17 protein-coding genes are annotated in these 20217 nt (G+C 64.5%); 10 read left to right on the plus strand and 7 right to left on the minus strand.

Translation table 11 applies throughout. From position 1 onward, the window contains the following. Positions 1-86 precede the first annotated feature (86 nt). Positions 87-554, minus strand: coding sequence for a VOC family protein (locus LB526_RS22565; RefSeq protein WP_224545143.1), 468 nt, complete (start codon positions 552-554; stop codon positions 87-89). 271 nt (positions 555-825) lie between these two features. Between LB526_RS22565 and ilvD the strand changes: the two genes are divergently transcribed. Next, positions 826-2670 (plus strand): dihydroxy-acid dehydratase, encoded by a 1845-nt coding sequence (gene ilvD, locus LB526_RS22570; protein WP_224526950.1) that lies wholly within the window; start codon positions 826-828, stop codon positions 2668-2670. A gap of 192 nt (positions 2671-2862) precedes the next feature. Here the strand turns inward: ilvD and LB526_RS22575 are convergent, their stop codons facing one another. Beyond that, the gene (locus tag LB526_RS22575) at positions 2863-4617 is read right to left on the minus strand and encodes an ABC transporter ATP-binding protein (protein ID WP_224545144.1); all 1755 of its coding nucleotides are present in this window, start codon (positions 4615-4617) and stop codon (positions 2863-2865) included. Positions 4618-4793: 176 nt separating this feature from the next. On the opposite strand from LB526_RS22575, the gene LB526_RS22580 reads away from it, so the two are divergent. Beyond that, on the plus strand, positions 4794-6074 hold the full coding sequence (locus tag LB526_RS22580) for an amidohydrolase family protein (RefSeq protein ID WP_224526946.1): 1281 nt from the start codon (positions 4794-4796) through the stop codon (positions 6072-6074). An 81-nt stretch (positions 6075-6155) separates the two neighbouring features. Next, positions 6156-7076 (plus strand): DMT family transporter, encoded by a 921-nt coding sequence (locus tag LB526_RS22585; protein ID WP_224629889.1) that lies wholly within the window; start codon positions 6156-6158, stop codon positions 7074-7076. An 84-nt stretch (positions 7077-7160) separates the two neighbouring features. On the opposite strand, the gene LB526_RS22590 is transcribed toward LB526_RS22585, so the two are convergent. After that, positions 7161-8063 (minus strand): phosphotransferase family protein, encoded by a 903-nt coding sequence (locus tag LB526_RS22590; RefSeq protein WP_224526940.1) that lies wholly within the window; start codon positions 8061-8063, stop codon positions 7161-7163. A 96-nt stretch (positions 8064-8159) separates the two neighbouring features. On the opposite strand from LB526_RS22590, the gene LB526_RS22595 reads away from it, so the two are divergent. Further along, positions 8160-8792, plus strand: coding sequence for a class I SAM-dependent DNA methyltransferase (locus LB526_RS22595; protein WP_224526937.1), 633 nt, complete (start codon positions 8160-8162; stop codon positions 8790-8792). A gap of 12 nt (positions 8793-8804) precedes the next feature. On the opposite strand, the gene LB526_RS22600 is transcribed toward LB526_RS22595, so the two are convergent. Beyond that, positions 8805-11258, minus strand: a complete 2454-nt coding sequence (locus LB526_RS22600) for an FAD-dependent oxidoreductase (protein WP_224545145.1) — start codon at positions 11256-11258, stop codon at positions 8805-8807. Further along, a complete protein-coding gene (locus LB526_RS22605; protein WP_224629890.1) occupies positions 11255-12139 on the minus strand; it encodes a phosphotransferase in 885 nt (294 codons plus the stop codon). The genes LB526_RS22600 and LB526_RS22605 overlap by 4 nt, the downstream gene beginning before the upstream one ends. 387 nt (positions 12140-12526) lie before the next feature. Here LB526_RS22605 and LB526_RS22610 point away from each other — a divergent pair, with 387 nt between their 5' ends. Further along, complete coding sequence (locus LB526_RS22610) at positions 12527-13291, plus strand: DeoR/GlpR family DNA-binding transcription regulator (RefSeq protein ID WP_095766071.1); 765 nt, start codon at positions 12527-12529, stop codon at positions 13289-13291. Between the two features lie 20 nt (positions 13292-13311). Here LB526_RS22610 and LB526_RS22615 read toward each other — a convergent pair whose 3' ends face one another. Both LB526_RS22615 and LB526_RS22620 read right to left on the minus strand, forming a co-directional pair. Then, complete coding sequence (locus LB526_RS22615) at positions 13312-14208, minus strand: NAD(P)/FAD-dependent oxidoreductase (RefSeq protein WP_224629891.1); 897 nt, start codon at positions 14206-14208, stop codon at positions 13312-13314. Then, entirely contained in the window at positions 14198-14647 is a 450-nt protein-coding gene (locus LB526_RS22620) for an RrF2 family transcriptional regulator (RefSeq protein WP_224629892.1), read from the minus strand. Before LB526_RS22620 ends, LB526_RS22615 begins: the two co-directional genes overlap by 11 nt. Positions 14648-14737: 90 nt before the next feature. Here LB526_RS22620 and LB526_RS22625 point away from each other — a divergent pair, with 90 nt between their 5' ends. From LB526_RS22625 to LB526_RS22645, 5 genes are all read left to right on the plus strand, one after another. Next, positions 14738-15649 carry a LysR substrate-binding domain-containing protein gene (locus LB526_RS22625; protein ID WP_140629159.1) on the plus strand — a complete coding sequence of 304 codons (912 nt, stop codon included), beginning with the start codon at positions 14738-14740 and terminating at the stop codon, positions 15647-15649. Positions 15650-15857: 208 nt separating this feature from the next. After that, positions 15858-17012: an ABC transporter substrate-binding protein gene (locus LB526_RS22630; protein WP_224629893.1), complete on the plus strand. Its 1155-nt coding sequence runs from the start codon at positions 15858-15860 to the stop codon at positions 17010-17012. A gap of 179 nt (positions 17013-17191) precedes the next feature. Beyond that, a complete protein-coding gene (locus tag LB526_RS22635) occupies positions 17192-18190 on the plus strand; it encodes an ABC transporter ATP-binding protein (protein WP_224545150.1) in 999 nt (332 codons plus the stop codon). Between the two features lie 223 nt (positions 18191-18413). Further along, positions 18414-19379, plus strand: coding sequence for an ABC transporter permease (locus LB526_RS22640; protein WP_411967983.1), 966 nt, complete (start codon positions 18414-18416; stop codon positions 19377-19379). Continuing rightward, complete coding sequence (locus LB526_RS22645; protein ID WP_224545151.1) at positions 19369-20184, plus strand: ABC transporter permease; 816 nt, start codon at positions 19369-19371, stop codon at positions 20182-20184. Before LB526_RS22640 ends, LB526_RS22645 begins: the two co-directional genes overlap by 11 nt. Positions 20185-20217: the final 33 nt, after the last annotated feature.

Raw genomic sequence — 20217 nt, forward strand, 5'->3', positions numbered from 1 at the left:
TGGCCTTCAAAAAACGCCTCATTAGCCCAACAAACAGAATTCACTCTCCCGTGCAAAGCCCTCACAAGGGGAGAAGGAAAAAGTGCTCACCCCTTCGCCGCCGCTTCCAGTTTGTCGATTTCGATCTTGCCCATCTGCATCATCGCGGACATCACGCGGCCGGCTTTCTCGCGGTCCGGATCCTGAAGCAGCCGCGGCAGTTGCTCCGGCACGACCTGCCAGGAAACCCCGAACTTGTCCTTCAGCCAGCTGCAGCGTCCCGGTTCGCCGCCTTCGGTGAGCCTGGTCCAGAAATGATCCACCTCTTCCTGCGTCTTGCAGTCGATCGACAGCGAGATCGCTTCGGTGAACTTGTATTGCGGCCCGCCGTTGAGGGCTTGGAATTGCACGCCGTCGAGCTCGAACGAGGCGACCAGCACCTGGCCTTCCTGGGGATGGCCTTTGGGCCAGCGCGTCACGCTCAGCACCTTCGAATTCTTGAAGATGGAGATGTAGTGGTTCATGGCCTCCTCGGCCTGGTCGTCGAACCACAGGAAGGTGGTGATCTTCTGCATGCCTTGCTCCTCGGGCTTCATGTTGGCTTCGTTGTCAAACGGTTCGGTGGCGATTTCGTGCCATTTCGATGCCGTCTGCCTCAAGGACGCTTCAGCGAAGCGTCATCCGACAGCGGCAACAAAAATTTTCTGAAAAGCGCAAATTTGCCGAAGCATGCTGTCGCAGCGCAAAATGGTGGTCATGCCGAGACATGGCCGCTATAACCGCTGCCGACTAAATTCGAGCGCCGCCCGCCGCGCATCGGTGTGGCCAGCCAGCAAGGACAATCGAATGCCCGCCTATCGTTCCCGCACCACCACCCATGGCCGCAACATGGCCGGCGCTCGCGGCCTCTGGCGCGCCACCGGCATGAAGGATTCGGATTTCGGCAAGCCGATCATCGCGGTGGTCAATTCCTTCACCCAGTTCGTGCCGGGCCATGTCCATCTGAAGGATCTCGGCCAGCTCGTCGCGCGCGAGATCGAGAAGGCTGGCGGCGTCGCCAAGGAGTTCAATACCATCGCGGTCGACGACGGCATCGCGATGGGTCACGACGGCATGCTCTATTCGCTGCCGTCGCGCGAGCTGATCGCCGATTCCGTCGAATACATGGTCAACGCGCATTGCGCCGACGCCATGGTCTGCATCTCCAACTGCGACAAGATCACCCCCGGCATGCTGATGGCCTCGCTGCGCCTCAATATCCCGACCGTCTTCGTTTCCGGCGGTCCGATGGAGGCCGGCAAGGTGGTGCTGGCCGGCAAGGCGCAGGCGCTCGATCTGGTCGACGCCATGGTCGCGGCCGCCGACGACAAGATCTCCGATGAGGACGTCAAGGTCATCGAGCGCTCGGCCTGCCCGACCTGCGGCTCCTGCTCCGGCATGTTCACCGCCAATTCGATGAACTGCCTGACCGAGGCGCTGGGTCTGTCGCTGCCGGGCAACGGCTCGACCTTGGCCACCCATGCCGACCGCAAGCGCCTGTTCGTCGAGGCCGGCCATCTCATCGTCGATCTCGCCCAGCGCTATTACGAGCAGGACGACGAGACGGCACTGCCGCGCAGCATCGCCTCCAAGGGCGCCTTCGAGAACGCCATGGCGCTCGATATCGCCATGGGCGGTTCGACCAACACGGTGCTGCATATCCTTGCCGCCGCGCATGAAGGAGAGGTCGACTTCACCATGGAGGACATCGACCGGCTGTCGCGCAAGGTGCCGGTGCTCTGCAAGGTGGCGCCGGCCAAGTCCGACGTGCACATGGAGGACGTCCACCGCGCCGGCGGCATCATGGCCATCCTCGGCCAGCTCGACGAGGCCGGTCTGATCAATCGCGACCTGCCGACGGTGCATACGGCGACCCTCGGCGAGGCCCTCGACCACTGGGATATTTCGCGCACCTCTGCCGAAAACGTCCGCGACTTCTTCCTCGCCGCTCCCGGCGGCGTGCCGACCCAGGTCGCCTTCAGCCAGGACCGCCGCTGGGACGAACTCGATCTCGACCGTGAGAAGGGCGTCATCCGCTCGGCCAGGACGCCGTTCTCGAAGGATGGCGGTCTTGCCGTCTTGAAGGGCAATCTGGCGCTCGACGGCTGCATCGTGAAGACTGCCGGCGTGGATGAATCCATCCTGAAATTCACCGGCCCGGCCCGCGTCTTCGAAAGCCAGGACGCCTCGGTCAAGGCGATCCTCGGTAACGAGATCAAGGCCGGCGACATCGTCGTCATCCGCTACGAGGGACCGCGCGGCGGCCCCGGCATGCAGGAGATGCTCTACCCGACCAGCTACCTGAAGTCGAAGGGCCTCGGCAAAGCCTGCGCGCTGATCACCGACGGCCGCTTCTCCGGCGGCACGTCGGGCCTTTCCATTGGCCACGTCTCGCCGGAAGCCGCCGAAGGCGGCGCCATCGGCTTGGTCCAGGAAGGCGACACGATCGAGATCGACATACCCAACCGCACTATTCGCCTCGCCATCAGCGATGCCGAGCTCGAAGCGCGCCGGGCTGCGATGAACGCCAAGGGCGCAGACGCCTGGAAGCCGGCCGAGAAGCGCAAGCGCAAGGTGACGACGGCATTGCGTGCCTATGCGGCTTTCGCCACCAGCGCCGACAAGGGCGCGGTGCGCAAAGTGCCGGAGTAAGGAGCGCTTCCCCTTCTCCCCTTGGGGAGATGGTGGATCGGCGCGCAGCGCCGAGACGGATGAGGGGTGCTCCAGCGGAGCGAGACGCTCGCAAATTCCGACTGGATGAACGGCGCCACCAAGCTGGAACACCCCTCATCCGTCGCCTTCGGCGACACCTTCTCCCGCAGGGGGAGAAGGAGAGGCGCTGCGTCACGGCATCAGCTGATATTCATAAAGCTTCTGGTAGAGCCCGCCCTGCTTGAGCAGCGTCTTGTGCGGGCCGCTTTCCACTACTTTGCCCTTTTCCAGCACCACGATCGTGTCGGCTTGGTGCACGGTCGACAGCCGGTGCGCGATCACGATCGTCGTGCGCCCGACGGTAAGCTGCTGCAGCGCGTCGCGGAACAGCGCTTCCGATTCGGCATCGAGCGCGCTGGTCGCCTCGTCGAGCAGCAGGATCTCGGCGTTGCGCAGCATGGCGCGCGCGATCGAAATGCGCTGGCGCTGGCCTCCGGACAACAGCGAGCCGTTCTCGCCGACCTCCGTGTCGTAACCCTTGGTCATGGCGCTGATGAAGTCATGCGCGTTGGCGGCCTTGGCGGCGGCGATCACCTCTTCGTCGGTCGCGTCCTCGCGGCCGAGGCGGATGTTGTGCATGACGGTGCCGGCAAACAGGAACGTGTCCTGGCTGACATAGGCGATCTTGCGCCTGAGCGAATCGAGCGTCGCGAACGAGATGTCCTGGCCGTCGAACATCACCTTGCCGGTCTGCGGATCATACATGCGCATGATCAGGTTCAGGATCGTCGACTTGCCGCTGCCCGACGGTCCGACCAGCGCCGTCATCTTGCCGGCGTCAAGCGTCAGGTTGAATCCTTCGAACACCGGAGGGCTTTCCGGATAGGCGAAGCTGACATTGTCGAAGCGGATTTCGCCCGGACCGGGTTGGAGCGGCGTGGCGCCGGGTTTCTCGGCCAGCGTCAGCGGCCGGTCGGCGAGCTGGAACATCATGCGCACGCCGACAATGCCCGTCTCCAGCGAGATGCGGACGCGGGCCAGGCGCTTTGCCGGCTCATAGGCCAGCAGCAGCGCGGCGATGAAGGCCATGATGTTGCCCGGCATCTGGCCGCCCTGCAGCACCAGCAGGCCGCTGACCAGCACGGCGCCGGCAATCGCCAGCCCGGCCAGCGTTTCCATCACCGGGCTGGTGGCGGCTTCCAGCGTGGCGATGTTGTTGGCACGGGTTTCGACGTCCGACACCGCCTTGTGCATGCGCTTGCGCATAGCGGCTTCGAGATTGAAGGATTTGACGACCCGCACGCCGATCGCCGTTTCCTGCATCACATGCACGATCTGGCCGAGCGAGATGAATTCCATCGCCGCGATCTTGCGGACGCGTCTCAGGATGCGGTTGACGCCGTAGATCGCCACCGGTCCGACGACGAAGCAGATCAGCGACAGCGCCGGCTGTTGCCAGACCATGACCATCACCAGCACAACCAACGTCACCAGGTCGCGCACATAGGACGTGACGACGAGGTCGAGCACGCTGCGCGCCGCCTGCGCGTTGTTGGTCATGCGGGTGATCAGGTCGGAAGACGAGGTCGAATGGTAGAATTCGATGCCTTGCGCCAGGATACGGTCGTAGATCTTGCGCTGCCGGTCGGCAATGATGGCATTGCCGACGCGGCTCATGAAATAGGTCTGGACGAAAGTCGCGATGCCCTTGAGAACAAAGATCGCCGCCACACCCCCGGCAATCAGGTTGACGCGGTCTATCCGCTTATAGACCACGAACTCGTTGGTGATTTCGCGCAGGATCCAGGCGCTTGCCCCCGTCATGAGGGCGACCACCAGCATCGACAATATGGCCGCGCCATAGCCGAACTTATGGTCGTGGAAGGATTCTCTTACCAGCCTCGCGATGAGGCGTTGGTTTTCCGTCGAGCGGAAGAAGCGAAACAACGGCCGATCCTATGGCTGGCTGTGAGAAATTCGGATTCGCCACAAGGGCGCGTGGCGGCTTATAGAGCGAGTTGAGGCCGGATGGAACCTTTCGCCGTCGAGGGAAAGAAAAGGCTGCGGCAGGCTGTCTTTTCGGTCACGATAGCAGCCGATTCTGGTATTGGGGACGACGGCAGATGGATTTCGACTTGATCGTGCGCGGCGGCACGCTGCCGGATGGCAGGATTGCCGACATAGGGATTGCGGGCGAGACCATCGTCGCGATCGAACCAAAGCTCCAGGGTTCGGCGCCGGCCGAAATCGACGCGAGCGGCAATCTCGTCTCGCCGCCTTTCGTTGATCCGCATTTCCATATGGACGCCACGCTCTCCTACGGCATTCCGCGCATCAATGCGTCGGGCACGCTGCTCGAGGGCATCGCGCTCTGGGGCGAGCTGAAGCCGCTTTTGACGCATGAGGCCGTGCGCGAGCGCGCGCTCGCCTATTGCGACTGGGCCGTGTCGATGGGCCTGCTCGCCATCCGCAGCCATGTCGATGTCTGCGACGACCGGCTGCTCGCGGTGGAAGCCCTGCTCGATGTGAAGAAAACCGTCGCGCCCTATATCGACCTACAACTGGTCGCGTTTCCGCAGGACGGCCTCTACCGCTCGCCGAATGCTCGTGAAAACACCATCCGCGCGCTCGACATGGGCGTCGACATCGTCGGCGGCATCCCGCATTTCGAGCGCACCATGGCCGAGGGCGCCCGCTCGGTGACCGAGCTTTGCGAGATCGCGGCCAAACGCGGCCTGATGGTCGACATGCATTGCGACGAGACTGACGATCCGCTGTCGCGCCATATCGAGCAGCTGGCCTATGAAACGCAGCGCCTTGGGTTGCAGGGCAGGGTGGCCGGCTCGCACCTCACATCGATGCATTCGATGGACAATTATTACGTCTCGAAGCTTTTGCCGCTCATCGCCGAGGCCGGTGTATCGGCAATCCCAAATCCGCTGATCAACATCATGCTGCAGGGGCGCCACGACACCTTCCCGAAGCGGCGCGGCCTGACCCGTGTCAAGGAGATGCAGGCGCTCGGCATCCGCGTCGGCTGGGGCCAGGATTGCGTGCTCGATCCCTGGTATTCGCTGGGCACCGCCGACATGCTCGACGTCGCCTTCATGGGCCTGCATGTCGCGCAGATGTCGAGCCCGGCCGACATGGCGCGCTGCTTCGACATGGTGACCAACGTCAACGCCGCCATCATGGGGCTCGATCATCTGGGCCTTGCCGTCGGCAAGCGGGCGAGCCTCGTTGTGCTCGATGCCGGCAATGCGATCGAGGCCGTTCGCCTGCGCCCCGAACGCCTCTGCGTCATCGCCAGGGGCAAGGTGGTGGCTGAGCGGACGAAGCAGGAAACGCGGCTTTCGATCGCGGGACGGCCGGCGCAGGTGAACAGGCGGCATAAGGCCGGCTAGAACCAGCCGATTTCCGCCGCTGGTCTTACCGATCGCCCCATTTTCCCTCGTCAAGCCGGCCGCTTGCGGCTAGGGAGCGGCATGGCCTTGCTCGCCCGAAATTTCACGATCAGGAACATGTTGCTCGCCGGCATCCCCTTGATGCTGGCCGGCGACTTCATGTTCGCGCTGAACGACGCGATGGGCAAATGGCTGGTCGCCTCCTTTTCAGTCGGGCAGGTGGTGCTGATCCGCTCGATCGGCGCCTTCATCGTGCTGGGCCCGATGATCGCCAACCAGGGCACGGCCAGGCTGTTTCACATGGACCGGCCGGTTTTGCAGTTCCTGCGTGTCGTGGCCACCACCGCCGATACCGGGCTTTTCTACGCCGCGGTCGTCTACCTGCCGCTCGCCGACGTAATGAGCTTCTACATGGCCGGGCCGATCTATGTCGCGGCGCTGTCGCACTTGCTGCTCGGCGAAAAGGTCGGCTGGCGGCGCTGGCTGGCGATCCTGGTCGGCTTCTGCGGCGTGCTGATCATTCTCAAGCCGTCCTCGGCGGCCTTCTCGCTGTCATCGGCCTTCGCGCTGGTGGGCAGTATCGCCTTCGGCTTTGCCATCATCCTCGGCCGCCTCCTGCGCGGCACCAGCGACACGACTTTGGTGACCTGGCAGACGATCGGCACGCTGATTGTCGGCGGCCTGCTCACCATCGGTGCTTGGCGCACGCCGTCGGCGCTCGATTTCGGCGCCATGCTACTACTCGGTGTCGTCTCCTGCGCCGCGCATCTGATGATCACGAGGGCGCTGAAGCTGGCGCCGGCCTCGACGCTGGCGCCGCTGCACTACAGCCTGCTTCTGTGGGCGGTGGTCTTCGGACTGGCCTTCTTCGGCGACATGCCCGGCCCGCGCATTCTCGTCGGTGCCGCCATCGTCGTGCTTGCCGGCATGTTCATCTTCCATCGCCAGAAGGTGGTGGAGACCGAGGTGCCGCCGGAGAACGTGCTGAAGGGCGTGAATTAATGCATGTCGCGCAAAAGTGTGCAGCGGTTTTGCGATAACGACATGTATGAAAACAAAAGCTTGAAGGCTTGGCTTTTCCGGTGCCTAACCCGCGCGCACGGCAGCGAGGTGCCGCGAAAATTCCGCGGTCTCCATCAGCGCCTTGCAGCGGGCAAAGCGACCGTCGGCATAGGCGCGGAAATCGTCGGCCGGATTGTCGTTGGCGAGCTGGATCAATCCCCAGAGCGTCCATAAAAGGTCGCACATCGCCTTGTAGATGACGATACGTCCGCGCGCCGCCGGCCTCGCCTCGCCGCCGAAATAGGCGCGCATCAGTTCCTCATCCTGGTCCGCATCGAACCGGCCCTCGACCGAAAGGTCGCCGAGGTCCCACAGCGGATCGTTCATGCCGGAATATTCCCAGTCGACGATCCACATCCGCTCGCCCGTATCGAGGAAATTTTCGCACAGCGGATCGCAGTGGCAGGCGGCGAGCGGGATGGCGTGCGCGGCAAGCGCGGCGCGCACCGCGCCTGCCTCGCGCACCACGTCGTGATAGCCGGCGGGCAGCGCCACGTCCTTCGTCGATAAGACCTTGAGATAGTCGTCGATCATCGCGAACAATTCGAAGCGGAAGGGGAACACCGCGCCCGAAGCATGCAGCTTGCGGAAGGCGTAGCCCGCTCGCGCGGGGCTGCCCGACCGCGCCTTGAATTTCTCCGGCGACATCGTCTCGGCACCGGCGATGAAGCGCGTCGCCATCAGGCCGGACGCCGGATCGGCATAAAGCACCTCGGGGCTGACTCCGGCCCTGGCCGCTTCGCGTGCCGCCACTGCCTCGTTGGTGCGGTTGATATATTCTTCCGTGCCCTTGCCGGGAATGCGCAGACACGCTTCGCCGGCCCGGTAGACCTTGTTGGTCAGGCCGGCCAAACGCTCCAGCGGCCCGTCATAGCCTGCCAGCGCCGGAATGGTGGCCAACGCGGCGCGCGCCTCGTCCATCGTCATCCCCTTTACCATCACACGATGTTTTACAGCGGAACGGTTCCACAGTTTTTGCCGCTTGGCTACCATTGCGGATACGAATCGGCGGCGGGAGCAGAAATGGCGGACGGCAAGCACAGCGGCTCGCTAAGCGCGGCCTACGCCGCGAAGCGGCCTGAGGAAGTGGCGGCGATCTATGACAGCTGGTCCGAGACCTATGATGCCGACATGTCGGCCGCCGGCTATCGCCACCCGACGATCTGTCTGGCGCTGCTTGCCAGGCACCTGCCGCGCGGCGCCGAACCCTTGCTCGATGCGGGCGCCGGCACCGGCCTGATCGGCGAATGGCTGGCCATCACCGGCTATCCGAAGGTCGAGGCGCTCGACATCTCGCAAGGCATGCTGGACAAGGCCGACGCCAAGGGCGTCTACAGTGCACTGCATCGCCTGGCGATGGGCGATACTTTGCCCTTCGCCGACGGCGCCTATGCCGGCATTGTTTCGGCGGGCGTCTTCACCTCGGGCCATGTCGGGGCTGAGGGACTGGACGAGTTGATCCGCATCTGCCGCCCAGGCGGGATCATCGTGCTGACCGTCAAGAACACGCTGTGGCAATCAGGCTTCGCCGAGCGCATTGCCGGACTTGAGGTTCAGGGCAGGTTGAAGCGCCTCGAGGAAACGGCGCCCTACGCCTCGATGCCGGGCGAGTCCGATACCGTGCCGAGCAGGGGACTTGTGCTGCGTGTCAGCTGACCGTTTCGTCGATCAAGCCTTTATCCTTGCCCCGGCCGGGTCATACATCGGCTCGAGATGGATCTTTGCCGGCGTGCGCTCCATCGCCACGACAAGCTCATAGTCGCCCGAGGCCAGAAAATCGTCGCTGACGCCGTCGGCATTGCGCACATAGCCGTAGCCGATATTCTTGCCCACCGTGTAGCCGTAGCCGCCGCTGGTCAGGTAACCGACCGGGTCGCCATTGCGCAGGATCGTCTCGCGTCCGACCAGCACGATCTCCGGGTCGTCAACCGTGAAGCCGGCAAAGCGTTTCATCGGCGGCTTGCCGGCTGCCTTCTCCAGCGCCCGGCGTCCGATGAAGTCGGTATTCTTGCGAAGCTTCACGGCCCAGCCGAGCCCCGCCTCCTGCGGCATATCGTTCGGCGTGATGTCGGAACCCCAGGCGCGATAGCCCTTCTCCAGTCGCAGCGATTCCAGCGCCCGGTAGCCGACCGGGCGAATGCCATGCGCCTTGCCCGCCGCCATCAGCGCATCGAAAACCTCGCCGGTGGCGGCGATCGGCACATGCAGCTCCCAGCCCAGTTCCCCGACATAGGTGACGCGCAGCGCCTTCACGCTGTGGCCGGCTATTGCGATCTCGCGCGCATGGCCGAAGGGGAAGGCGGCGTTTGAGACATCGGCGTCCGTCACCGCCGACAGCACGTCGCGGGCGCGCGGCCCCATCAGCGACAGCGTGCCGAAATCCTCCGTGACGTCGGTCAGCCTGGCATCCAGCCCGTGGCCTATATGGTCGCCGATCCAGGAGAGGTCATGCGTGCGGAAGCCCGTGCCGGTGACGATGTAGAACCGGTTCTCGCCGAGCCGCGACACGGTGAGGTCGGCCTCGATGCCGCCGCGCGTATTGAGAAGCTGCGTGTAGGTCAGCCGTCCGACCGGCTTGTCGACGTCGTTGGCGCAGATCCAGTCGAGCGCCTTCAGCGCGTCAGTGCCGGTCAGCTCGTATTTGGCGAAGGAGGACTGGTCGAAGATGCCGACCTTCTCGCGCACATGACGGTGCTCGTCGCCGACCGGGCCGAACCAGTTCTGGCGGCCCATCGAATAGACGTCCTCGGCGGCCGCGCCATCCGGCGCAAACCAGTTCGGCCGCTCCCAGCCAAGCTTGGAGCCGAACACGGCGCGATGCATCTTCAGCCGCTCATAGAGCGGCGAGACGATGCGCGGCCGCCCGGAGAGATACTCCTCGTGCGGGAAGCCGATCGTGTAATGCTTGCCATAGGCCTCCAGCGTGCGGTCGCGGACCCAGTCGCGGTCGCGGTGCAGGCCGGAGAAGCGGCGGATGTCGACCACCCAGAGGTCGAGCGGCGCCTCGCCGTCGACCACCCATTGCGCCAGCACCCATCCTGCGCCGCCGCCGGAAGCGATGCCGAAGGCGTTGAAGCCGGCGCCGACGAACATGTTGGCGCATTCCGGTGCTGCGCCGAGGACGAAGTTGCCGTCCGGCGTGAAACTCTCCGATCCGTTGATCATCTGCTTGACGCCGGCGGTTTGCAGCGCCGGAACACGCGCGATCGCCTGGGTCATGTGCTGCTCGAAATGATCGTAGTCGTCATCGAACAGGCGGAATTCCCAGTCGTTCGGGACATCGCCGCCGGGAAGTCCGGTTGCCCAGGCCTGCGGGTTGGGCTCGTAGCCCCCCATCACCAGCCCGCCGACCTCTTCCTTGAAATAGGTGCGGCGGTCGGGGTCGCGGATTGTCGGCGCGTCGGTCGCAAGGCCCGCGATCTTCTCGGTGATGATGTACTGGTGCTTGACCGGCTGCAGCGGCACGTTGATGCCGGCCATCGCGCCGACCTGCCTTGCCCATTGTCCAGCGCAGTTCACCACCTTGTCGCAGGCAATGTCGCCTTGTGAAGTCTTCACCGCCGTGATGCGGCCGTCCTTCATCGTAAAGCCGGTGACGCGCACGCCCTCGAACAGTTTCGCGCCATGCATGCGGGCGCCCTTGGCGAGCGACTGGGCGATGTCGGAGGGGCTCGCCTGTCCGTCGGTCGGCAGCCAGGAAGCGCCGACAAGGTCGCTTGTCTCCATCAGCGGCCACATGCGCTTCACCTCCGCCGGCGACAGCAGCTGCATATCCATGCCGAAGCTTTTGGCCGTCGTCGCCAGCCGCTTGAACTCGGTCCAGCGGTCGGCATTCGTCGCCAGCCGCAGACAGCCGGTCATCTTCCAGCCGGTCGCCAGGCCCGTCTCGGCCTCCAGCCCCTTGTAAAGCTCGACCGAATATTTGAGCACGCGCGTGATCGAGGCGGAGGAGCGCAGCTGCCCGACCAGGCCGGCGGCGTGCCAGGTCGAGCCAGAGGTCAGCTTGCCCTGCTCGAGCAGCACCACATCCGTCCTATGGTCGCGCGCCAGGTGGTAGGCAGTGGAACAGCCGATGATGCCACCGCCGATGACGACGATTTCGGCATGGCTGGGCAAGGTCATGATCTGGTTCCGTATTTCGTCCGGTAGTTGTCCAGCGCCGCGTCGAGCCGGACGAGGTTTTCCTCGCTATAGGCGACATAGTCGATGCCGGGCGCGTCGAGATAAAGCTCGGACACCATGCTCCACATCGCTTCGCGCAGCAGCGAGGCGCATTGCATGGCGGCATGCGATCGGCGGATTTCGCCGTCCGGCTCCTTCATGAAATAGGCGGTCATGAAGGCGAAGGATTCGTCATCGCTCAGGCCGGCGTTCGAGGCGGCACCGGCGAGGTCGAACATTGCCGTGTTGAAGCCGGCATACTCGAAGTCGATCAGCCACAGTCGCTTGCCGTCGTCGAGGATGTTTGCCGGCAAAAGATCGTTATGGCCGAAGACGATGGGCAGCAGTTTTTGCGCCCGCTCGAGCTCGTCCGCCAGGGCCAGATAACGTGGCAGCTCGCCCTTCTTACGACTGCCGCCCTCGTCCAGCGTGCGCGCATAGTCGCGAATGACGTGGAACACCCAGAACATGAAGCCGGCGCCGGAGACATGCTTCGGCATCTCACGGTGAAAGCCGCGCAGCAGCGCCGCCACGCGGCCGAGATTGGTCCGCACATCCTCTCCCAGGAAGGTCCTGGCGCCGAGGAATTCCGTCACCAGGATGCCGGGCTCGGCATAGTGCACGGCCGGCGCGAAGCCCGCCGCATGCGCCGCCCGCGCCGTCATCACCTCGCGCTCGCGAAAGACATGGTGGAACGGGAAGTCTTGGCCGAAGCGCACGACATGCCGCCCGGCCGCGTCGGTGACGACAAAATTGGCGTTGCTGAGGCCGCCCGGCAGCGGCTCGATCTCGATGCCGCCGTTCCAGCACGGCAAGGCGCGGATGCGGTCTTCGGCACTCACGGCTTCGCTCCGGCCCCAACCGGTCCCGCGGAAAACAAGGCTGGGAGAACATGAAAAAGCCTCGTCGGTGCGAGACGCCAGGATCGGTATCCCGCACCGCACCGACGAGCCCCTTGGCCAGGTATGATATCCCGGCATCCGCCCCCGCGGATTCGATAAAAGCTCGCGCCTGGCTGGTTCCAGGCGATCTGGTCACTAGGTTGCGGCTCTGCCATCACCCTCCCGCGGCAGTTCCGAGCCTGTCACAAGGTCAATGTCACGCCAGCGTGGCAGCGCTGTCAATCCAAAAGCTGTGACCTTTTTTGGGTGTTTTGCCCGAAAATATAAGCGACTCCTTTCAAAGCGTCGGCAAAGCCTTAAATTCGGTCAGAATTCCCGGACACACCGATGATCCATTCGAAACGGCACGGCGAAATCCTGCGGCTCCTCAGCGAGGAGGGCACGATCACCATAGCCAGCCTCGCCGAGCGGCTCGGCGTCTCGCTGGAAACCGTGCGGCGCGATGTCAAGCCGCTCGCCGATGACGGGTCGGTGCTGAAGATGCATGGCGCCGTGGGCCTTGCCTCGATTGTGGGCGAGGCGCCGTTCGAGCGGCGCATGCGCGAAAATGCCGAAGCCAAGCGCCTGATCGCCAGGATGGTCGCGGCTACGATCCGCGATGGCGAGGCGATCATGCTCGATACCGGCACGACCACATCCTTCCTTGCGCGCGAGCTGCTCGGCCATCGCCGGCTGACGGTGGTCACCAATTCCTCCGACATTGCCCGCACGCTGGCGACGGTGAACGGCAACAAGGTCTACATGGCGGGCGGCGAGCTGCGCAGCGATTCGGGCGCGGCTTTCGGCATTTCGGCGATCGAGTTCGTCAGCCGCTTTTCGGTCGACCATGCGGTGATCTCGATCGGAGCCGTCGATGCGGCCGCCGGCCTGACCGACTATGATCTGGACGAGGCGGAGTTCGCCCGCATGGTGCTGTCGCGCGGCCAGCGCTCGCTGGTCGTCACCGACCATTCCAAGTTCGGCCGCCAGGGACTGGTCCGGGTCTGCGGCTTCGACGGCTTTTCCGAGCTCGCCACCGACCAGCCGCCGCCGCGCGATATAGCCGCCGCGCTGAGCCAGGCCGGCGCCCGGGTCAGTATCGCCGCGGCCTGACGTCGCCTAAGGGATAAGACCTAGCCGAACACCAGCGACTGGTGCGCCGCAACCCCGGCCATCGCGCCGCCCGACACCGCGAAGGCGATGTTGTGCATCAGGCGCGCGGCGTCTCCTGCCGCGAAGACGCCAGGCACCGATGTCTGCTGCTTGTCGTCCACGACGATCGCCTTGCCGAGCGGGCCTTCGTTGAAGGCGCAGCCCAGCTGCTCGGCGAGCGGGCTTGCCATCACATTGCGCGGCGCGGTGAACAGCGCACGCACGCTCGCGCTGCGATTGCCGTCGAGCCTGACGACCAGGCCGCCGGACCCGTCGTTCTGCACTTCGCTCACCTTACCCCGCTCGAACCGGATGTTGCGCTTCTCCAACGCCCGCGCCTGGTCAGCGTCCGGTTCGAACAAACCGTCGGCGAACAGCGTGACGTCGCCCCAGTCGGAAATCAGCTCGGCCTGGTGCAGCGACATCGGTCCAGTCGCCAGCACGCCGAGCGGCCCGCCGGCCACCTCGTAGCCGTGGCAATAAGGACAATGCAGCACCGTCTTGCCCCAATGCGCGGCAAGTCCTGGAACGTCCAGCAGGATGTCCCGGACGCCGGTGGCCAGCACCAGCCGCGTCGCGCCGAAACCCTCGCCATCGTCCATCCGGACCTCGAAGCCGGTGTCGGTGATTGCCGCCCGCTCGGCGCGGCCCTCGATCACCGTGACGGCGGGATAGGCGAGCAGCTGTGCCTTGGCCTCGCCGAGAATGTCCACCGGCGCCCGTCCGTCCTGGCCGAAGAAGCCGTGCGAATGTTCGGCAAATCGATTCCGCGGCTCGCCGGCATCGATCACCAGCACCTTGCGCCGCCCGCGCGCCGCATACATGGCGGCGGACAGGCCGGCAAAGCTGCCGCCGACGACGATCACATCATACTGCATGGCTGGATACTCCAATGAGGTCATAACGGCGGCGGAAATCGGCCGCCAGGTCGGCCAGCGTGATATGGCTGAGCCGCTCAGTGAGCAGCCTTTCCGCGTCCAGGCGAAAGTCGTCGAGCACGGCGATCACCGCCTGCTCGACAAGGCATCCGGGACTTTCCGGCTCGGTGCTGAACGGCAACAGCGTTTCGCCGAGCGCGCCGCTGATCTCGGCCAGCGAGATCTTGTCCGGCGCGCGGCCGAGTTGCCAGCCGCCGCCATGGCCGCGCGACGAGGTGACGATGCCGGCCTCCCGCAGCCCGGCAATGGTGCGGCGCACCACAACCGGATTGGTGTGGATGAAGCCGGCAAGCTCTTCGGAGGTCAGCGCCCGCTCGGGAGCGTCGGCCATATGGACGAGGATATGCAGGGTCGAGGACAGTCGGCTGTTGCGTTTCATGTAACTTAGTTAGTTACGAATCGGAAGGTGGTCAAGTTTCGGAGCTTGCCCCACTTCCCAACGCCACGTTGGCCGGTGTTTAGTCCGGCCATGGCTTTCACCATCCGCCAATTGCAGTTCTTCGTCGCCGTCGCCGAGCAGGGCACCGTCTCGGGCGCCGCGCAGAACCTGTCGATTTCCCAGTCCTCGGTCACCGAGGCGATCAAGGAACTGGAGAGCGATCTCGGCGTCGAGCTCTTCGAGCGCCATCCACGTGGCCTCAACATCACCCACAAGGGCCACCAGTTCCTGCGCCACGCGACCAAGATCCTGGCCGACGTTTCCGACGCGCGCCGCTCTTTCTCCAGCGAGCAGGCCGCCGCTGGCGGCCGTCTGCAGCTCGGCGTCACCTCGCTGGTCGCCGGCTATGTGCTGTCCGACCTGCTCGCCCGCTACCGGCGCGCCTATCCCGGCGTCGAGGTCTCCGCAATCGAGGACAATGGCGATTATCTCGAGCACCTTTTGGTCGGCGGCAAGCTCGACATCGCCGTCATGGTGACGTCAAACCTGCGCGACCGCACGGCGCTGCAGTCGGAAATCCTGGAAGTCTCGGCCTACAGGCTGTGGATTCCGCTCAGCCACAGGCTCGCCAGCGCCGACATCATCGGGGTCAATGACATCGTCTCCGAGCCGCTGATCATGCTCACGGTCGACGAAATCGAGGAGAACACCGGCAAGCTGCTGTCGGCGATCGGCGCCAGGCCGCATGTCGCCTTCCGCACCCGCTCGGTCGAGGCAGTGCGCAGCCTGGTCGCCACCGGCGCCGGCGTGGCGCTGCTGCCCGACCTCGTCTACAGGCCCTGGTCGCTGGAAGGCGACCGCATCGAATCGCGCGACGTTTCCGGCTCGCTGCCGGTGGTCCAGGTCGGCACGGTGTGGCGTCGCGGCTCCGCCCTGCCGCAGGCGGCTCGCGATTTCATCGGCCTCGCGCAGTCGCAGCGCATGGTGCGCCAACGGCCGTGATCACGCAATTCCAGGAAAAGTGTGAAGCGGTTGGGTTCGGCGACTTCGCCGTAGCCTTCCGTCCGGAATTGCGTCAAACAAAGTATCGGTAAAACCGATATCGGCTTTCTGATAAATGAATTTGCGAAACCGGATTTTTCACCGCACTTTCGCTCAGGGAACAAAGCCGCGCCCCGAGAGCGCGGCCCCTAGCAATGGGAGATCGACGATGAATGCATTCCTGAAGTCGTGCACGGCGCTGACTGTCGCGCTGACTTTTTCCGGTCAGGCCATGGCCCAGGTCAAGGAGCTCGGCAAGGGCGAGGGCGAGGTCAACATCGTTGCCTGGCCCGGCTATATCGAGCGCGGCGAGACCGACAAGAATTACGACTGGGTGACGGCTTTCGAGAAGGAAAGCGGCTGCAAGGTCAACGTCAAGACCGCCAACACCTCGGACGAAATGGTCTCCCTGATGAACGAGGGCGGCTTCGACCTGGTCACCGCTTCGGGCGATGCATCGCTGCGCCTCGTTGCCGGCAAGCGCGTGCAGCCGATCAACACCGATCTCATCCCGAGCTGGAAGACCGTCGACAACCGCCTGAAGGACGCGCCCTGGTTCACCGTCGACAAGGTCCATTACGGCGTTCCCTACCAGTGGGGTCCGAACATCCTGATGTACAACACCGAAGTCTTCAAGGAAGCGCCCAAGAGCTGGAACGTCGTCTTTGAGGAAATGAAGCTGCCCGACGGCAAGTCGAACAAAGGCCGCGTCCAGGCCTATGACGGCCCGATCCACATCGCCGATGCCGCCAACTATCTGATGTTCCACAAGCCGGAGCTCGGCATCAAGGATCCCTACGAGTTGAACGAAGACCAGTACAAGGCGGCGCTCGAACTCTTGCGCACGCAGCGCACGCTGGTCGGCCGCTACTGGCACGATGCCGCGATCCAGGTCGACGACTTCCAGAACGAGGGCGTGGTCGCTTCCGGCTCCTGGCCCTATCAGGTCAATACGCTGGTCGCCGCCAAGAAGCCGGTCGCCTCGACCGTGCCGGAAGAGGGCGTCACCGGCTGGGCCGACACCACCATGATGGAAGCCGACGCTGCCCATCCGAACTGCGCCTATATGTGGCTCGAGCATTCGCTGTCGCCGAAGGTCCAAGGCGACGTTTCGGCATGGTTCGGCTCGCTCCCGGTCGTGCCCGCCGCCTGCAAGGGCAACGAGCTTTTGACCGACGAGGGCTGCAAGACCAACGGCTACGACAATTTCGACAAGATCAAGTTCTGGAAGACGCCGGTGTCGAAATGCGCCAGCCAGAACGACCAGTGCGTGCCCTATTACCGCTGGGTGTCTGACTATATCGGCGTCATCGGCGGCCGGTGAGCTCCCTTACCCTCCTCCTTGTGGGGAGGGTCGACGCGTAGCGTCGGGGTTGGGGGTCAGCATGGACATTGGCGCCAACCACCCCCACCCGCGGCTTCGCCGCGACCTCCCCATCGAGGGGAAGCAGGGCGCCGTGCGAACTCGCCTTCGTTTAACCGGCAACTGAACTGACTGGGCCCATGACCTCTGCCGTTTCCTTCAAACAAGTCTCGCGCCATTTCGGCAGCGTGCGCGCCGTCGACGCTGTCGATCTCGACATCGTGCCCGGCGAGTTCTTCGCCATGCTGGGTCCGTCCGGTTCCGGTAAGACGACCTGCCTCAGGCTGATCGCCGGCTTCGAGCAGCCGACGACAGGCTCGATCTCCATCTTCGGCGAGCGCGCCGAAGGCGTTCCGCCCTATCGCCGCAACGTCAACACCGTCTTCCAGGACTATGCGCTGTTTCCGCATTTGAACGTGCTCGACAACGTCGCCTACGGCCTGATGGTCAAGGGTGTCGGAAAGGCCGAGCGGCTCAAGGCAGCTGAGGAAGCGCTTTCGCTGGTGCGCCTGCCGGGCTACGGCGCGCGCCGTCCCGGCCAGCTCTCCGGCGGCCAGCGCCAGCGCGTGGCGCTCGCCCGAGCGCTGGTCAACCAGCCCAAGGTGCTTTTGCTCGACGAGCCGCTCGGCGCGCTCGACCTCAAGCTGCGCGAGAACATGCAAGAGGAGTTGAAGTCGCTGCAGAAAGTGCTCGGCATCACCTTTGTCTTCGTCACCCACGACCAGGGCGAGGCGCTGTCCATGGCCGATCGTATCGCCGTCTTCAACGACGGCAAGATCATGCAGGTCGGCACGCCGGAGGATATCTACCAGCGGCCGAACACGCGCTTCGTCGCCGATTTCGTCGGCTCGTCGAATGTGCTGCCGCCGGATTTCGTCCAGCGCTATTCCGGCCAGCACCGCTGGGGCAGCCTGCGCCCGGAGTCGATCCGCATTTCAAGCGCGGCAAGCGGCGACGGTGTCGCCGCCCGCCTGGTCGGGACCAATTATCTCGGCGCCACGACGAGGCTGGCGCTCGATGCCGACGGGTTGAGGCTGCATGCGGTGGTGCCGGCGGGAATGGCGCTGCCGGCCGAGGGCGAGGCGGTGATGCTGACCTTCAACCGCGACAGCCTGCATCTGATGGACGAGCCGGCATGAGGAAGGTTTGCGCGAGGCGCCCCCCTCTGGCCTGCCGGCCATCTCCCCCTCTAGGGGGGAGATCAGCAGTTTCTCGGCCTCGCCAATCCTGTCACGTTGGCAATTGGCGAAAGCGGCCGCGACATCCAATCTCCCCCCTTGCGGGGGAGATGTCCGGCAGGACAAAGAGGGGGGCGAAGGATCGCGGCCTCTCCCCTGATTCCGTTCAACACGCGGCGGCGCCATGACCATCGCCGCTGTTCAATCCAACCCCACACCCGCCATCCTGCCAGGCAGCGGCGGCATGCGCGGCGCGTTCTCCGACCTCTTCTGGCGCCGCCCAAAACTCCTGCTGCTGCTCATGTTGCTGCCGCCGCTTCTCTGGCTGGGCATCGTCTATATCGGCTCGCTCTTTGCGCTGCTCCTGCAGAGCTTCTTCTCGATCGACGAGTTTTCCGGCCTCATCAACCGCGAGTTCACGCTGAAGACCTATGGCGACCTGTTCCAAGCCGCCAATCTCGACATCATCCTGCGCACGGTGACGATGGCGGCGCTGGTCACGCTTGCTTCGGCGATCATTGCTTTCCCGATCGCCTATTATGCTGCGCGCTATGCGCGCGGCCGCTGGAAGGCGCTGTTCTATCTCGGCGTCATGCTGCCGCTGTGGTCGAGCTACCTGGTCAAGATCTACGCCTGGAAGCTGATCCTGGCCAAGGAAGGCATCCTCACCTGGCTGCTCGCCAAGCTGAACCTTCTGTGGCTGCTCGAGGCCTGGCTGTCGCTCCCCGTTGTCGGCGGCAATTCGCTGTCGGTCTCCTTCACCGGCACCTTCATCGTCTTCGTCTATGTCTGGCTGCCCTTCATGATCCTGCCCGTTCAGGCCGCGCTCGAGCGCGTGCCCGGCAATCTGGTCGAGGCTTCGTCCGATCTCGGCGCCTCGCCGGGACAGACCTTCCGCAACGTGCTGTTCCCGCTGGCGCTGCCAGGCATCGTCGCCGGGTCGATCTTCACCTTCTCGCTGACGCTCGGCGACTACATCATCCCGCAGATCATCGGCACCTCGCGGCTGTTCATCGGCCAGGCCGTCTATTCGCAGCAGGGCACCGCCGGCAACATCCCTTTGGCCGCCGCTTTCACCGTGGTGCCCATCGTCATCATGGGCTTCTATCTCTGGGGCGCCAAGCGCATGGGGGCTTTCGATGCGCTCTGACCGTGGTCAATCCGCTCCGCTCGGCCTGAAGATCGCCGCCGCCTGCGGCCTGCTCTTCCTGCATTTGCCGATCCTGCTGATCTTCGTCTACGCCTTCACGACGGAAGAGAAGAGTTTCGTCTGGCCCCCGCCGGGGCTCACCACGCAATGGTTCGCCGTCACCTGGAGCCGGCCGGATGTCTGGGAGGCGCTGTCGCTGTCGGTCCGCGTCGCCGCCATCTCCACGGCGATCGCGCTGGTGCTCGGCACGCTCTGCGCCGCGGCCGTCTCGCAGACGCGCTTCTTCGGCCGCGAGGCCATCTCTTTGCTGGTCATCCTGCCGATCGCGCTGCCCGGCATCATCACCGGCATCGCGCTGCGCTCGGCCTTCGCGCTCGCCGACATCCCGTTCTCGTTCTGGACGATCGTGCTCGGCCACGCAACCTTCTGCGTGGTCGTCGTCTACAACAACGCCGTCGCCCGCTTCCGCCGCACGTCGGGCTCGATGATCGAGGCCTCGATGGACCTCGGCGCCGACGGTTTTCAGACCTTCCGGCATGTCGTGTTGCCGAACATCGCAACCGCGCTGCTTGCCGGCGGCATGCTCGCTTTCGCGCTGTCCTTCGACGAGGTCATCGTCACCACCTTCACCGCCGGCCAGCAGCAGACCGTGCCGATCTGGATGCTGGAAGAGCTGATCCGCCCGCGCCAGCGCCCGGTCACCAATGTCGTGGCCATGGTCGTCGTACTGGTGACGCTGCTGCCGATCCTCTTTGCCTATTACCTGACCCGCGACGGCGATCAGATTGCGGGCAGTGGAAAATGAAAAACAGCGAATAGGGAGTAGCGAATAGCAAAT

It is taken from the genome of Mesorhizobium sp. CA6, from assembly GCF_020165035.1.
GTDB lineage: Bacteria > Pseudomonadota > Alphaproteobacteria > Rhizobiales > Rhizobiaceae > Mesorhizobium.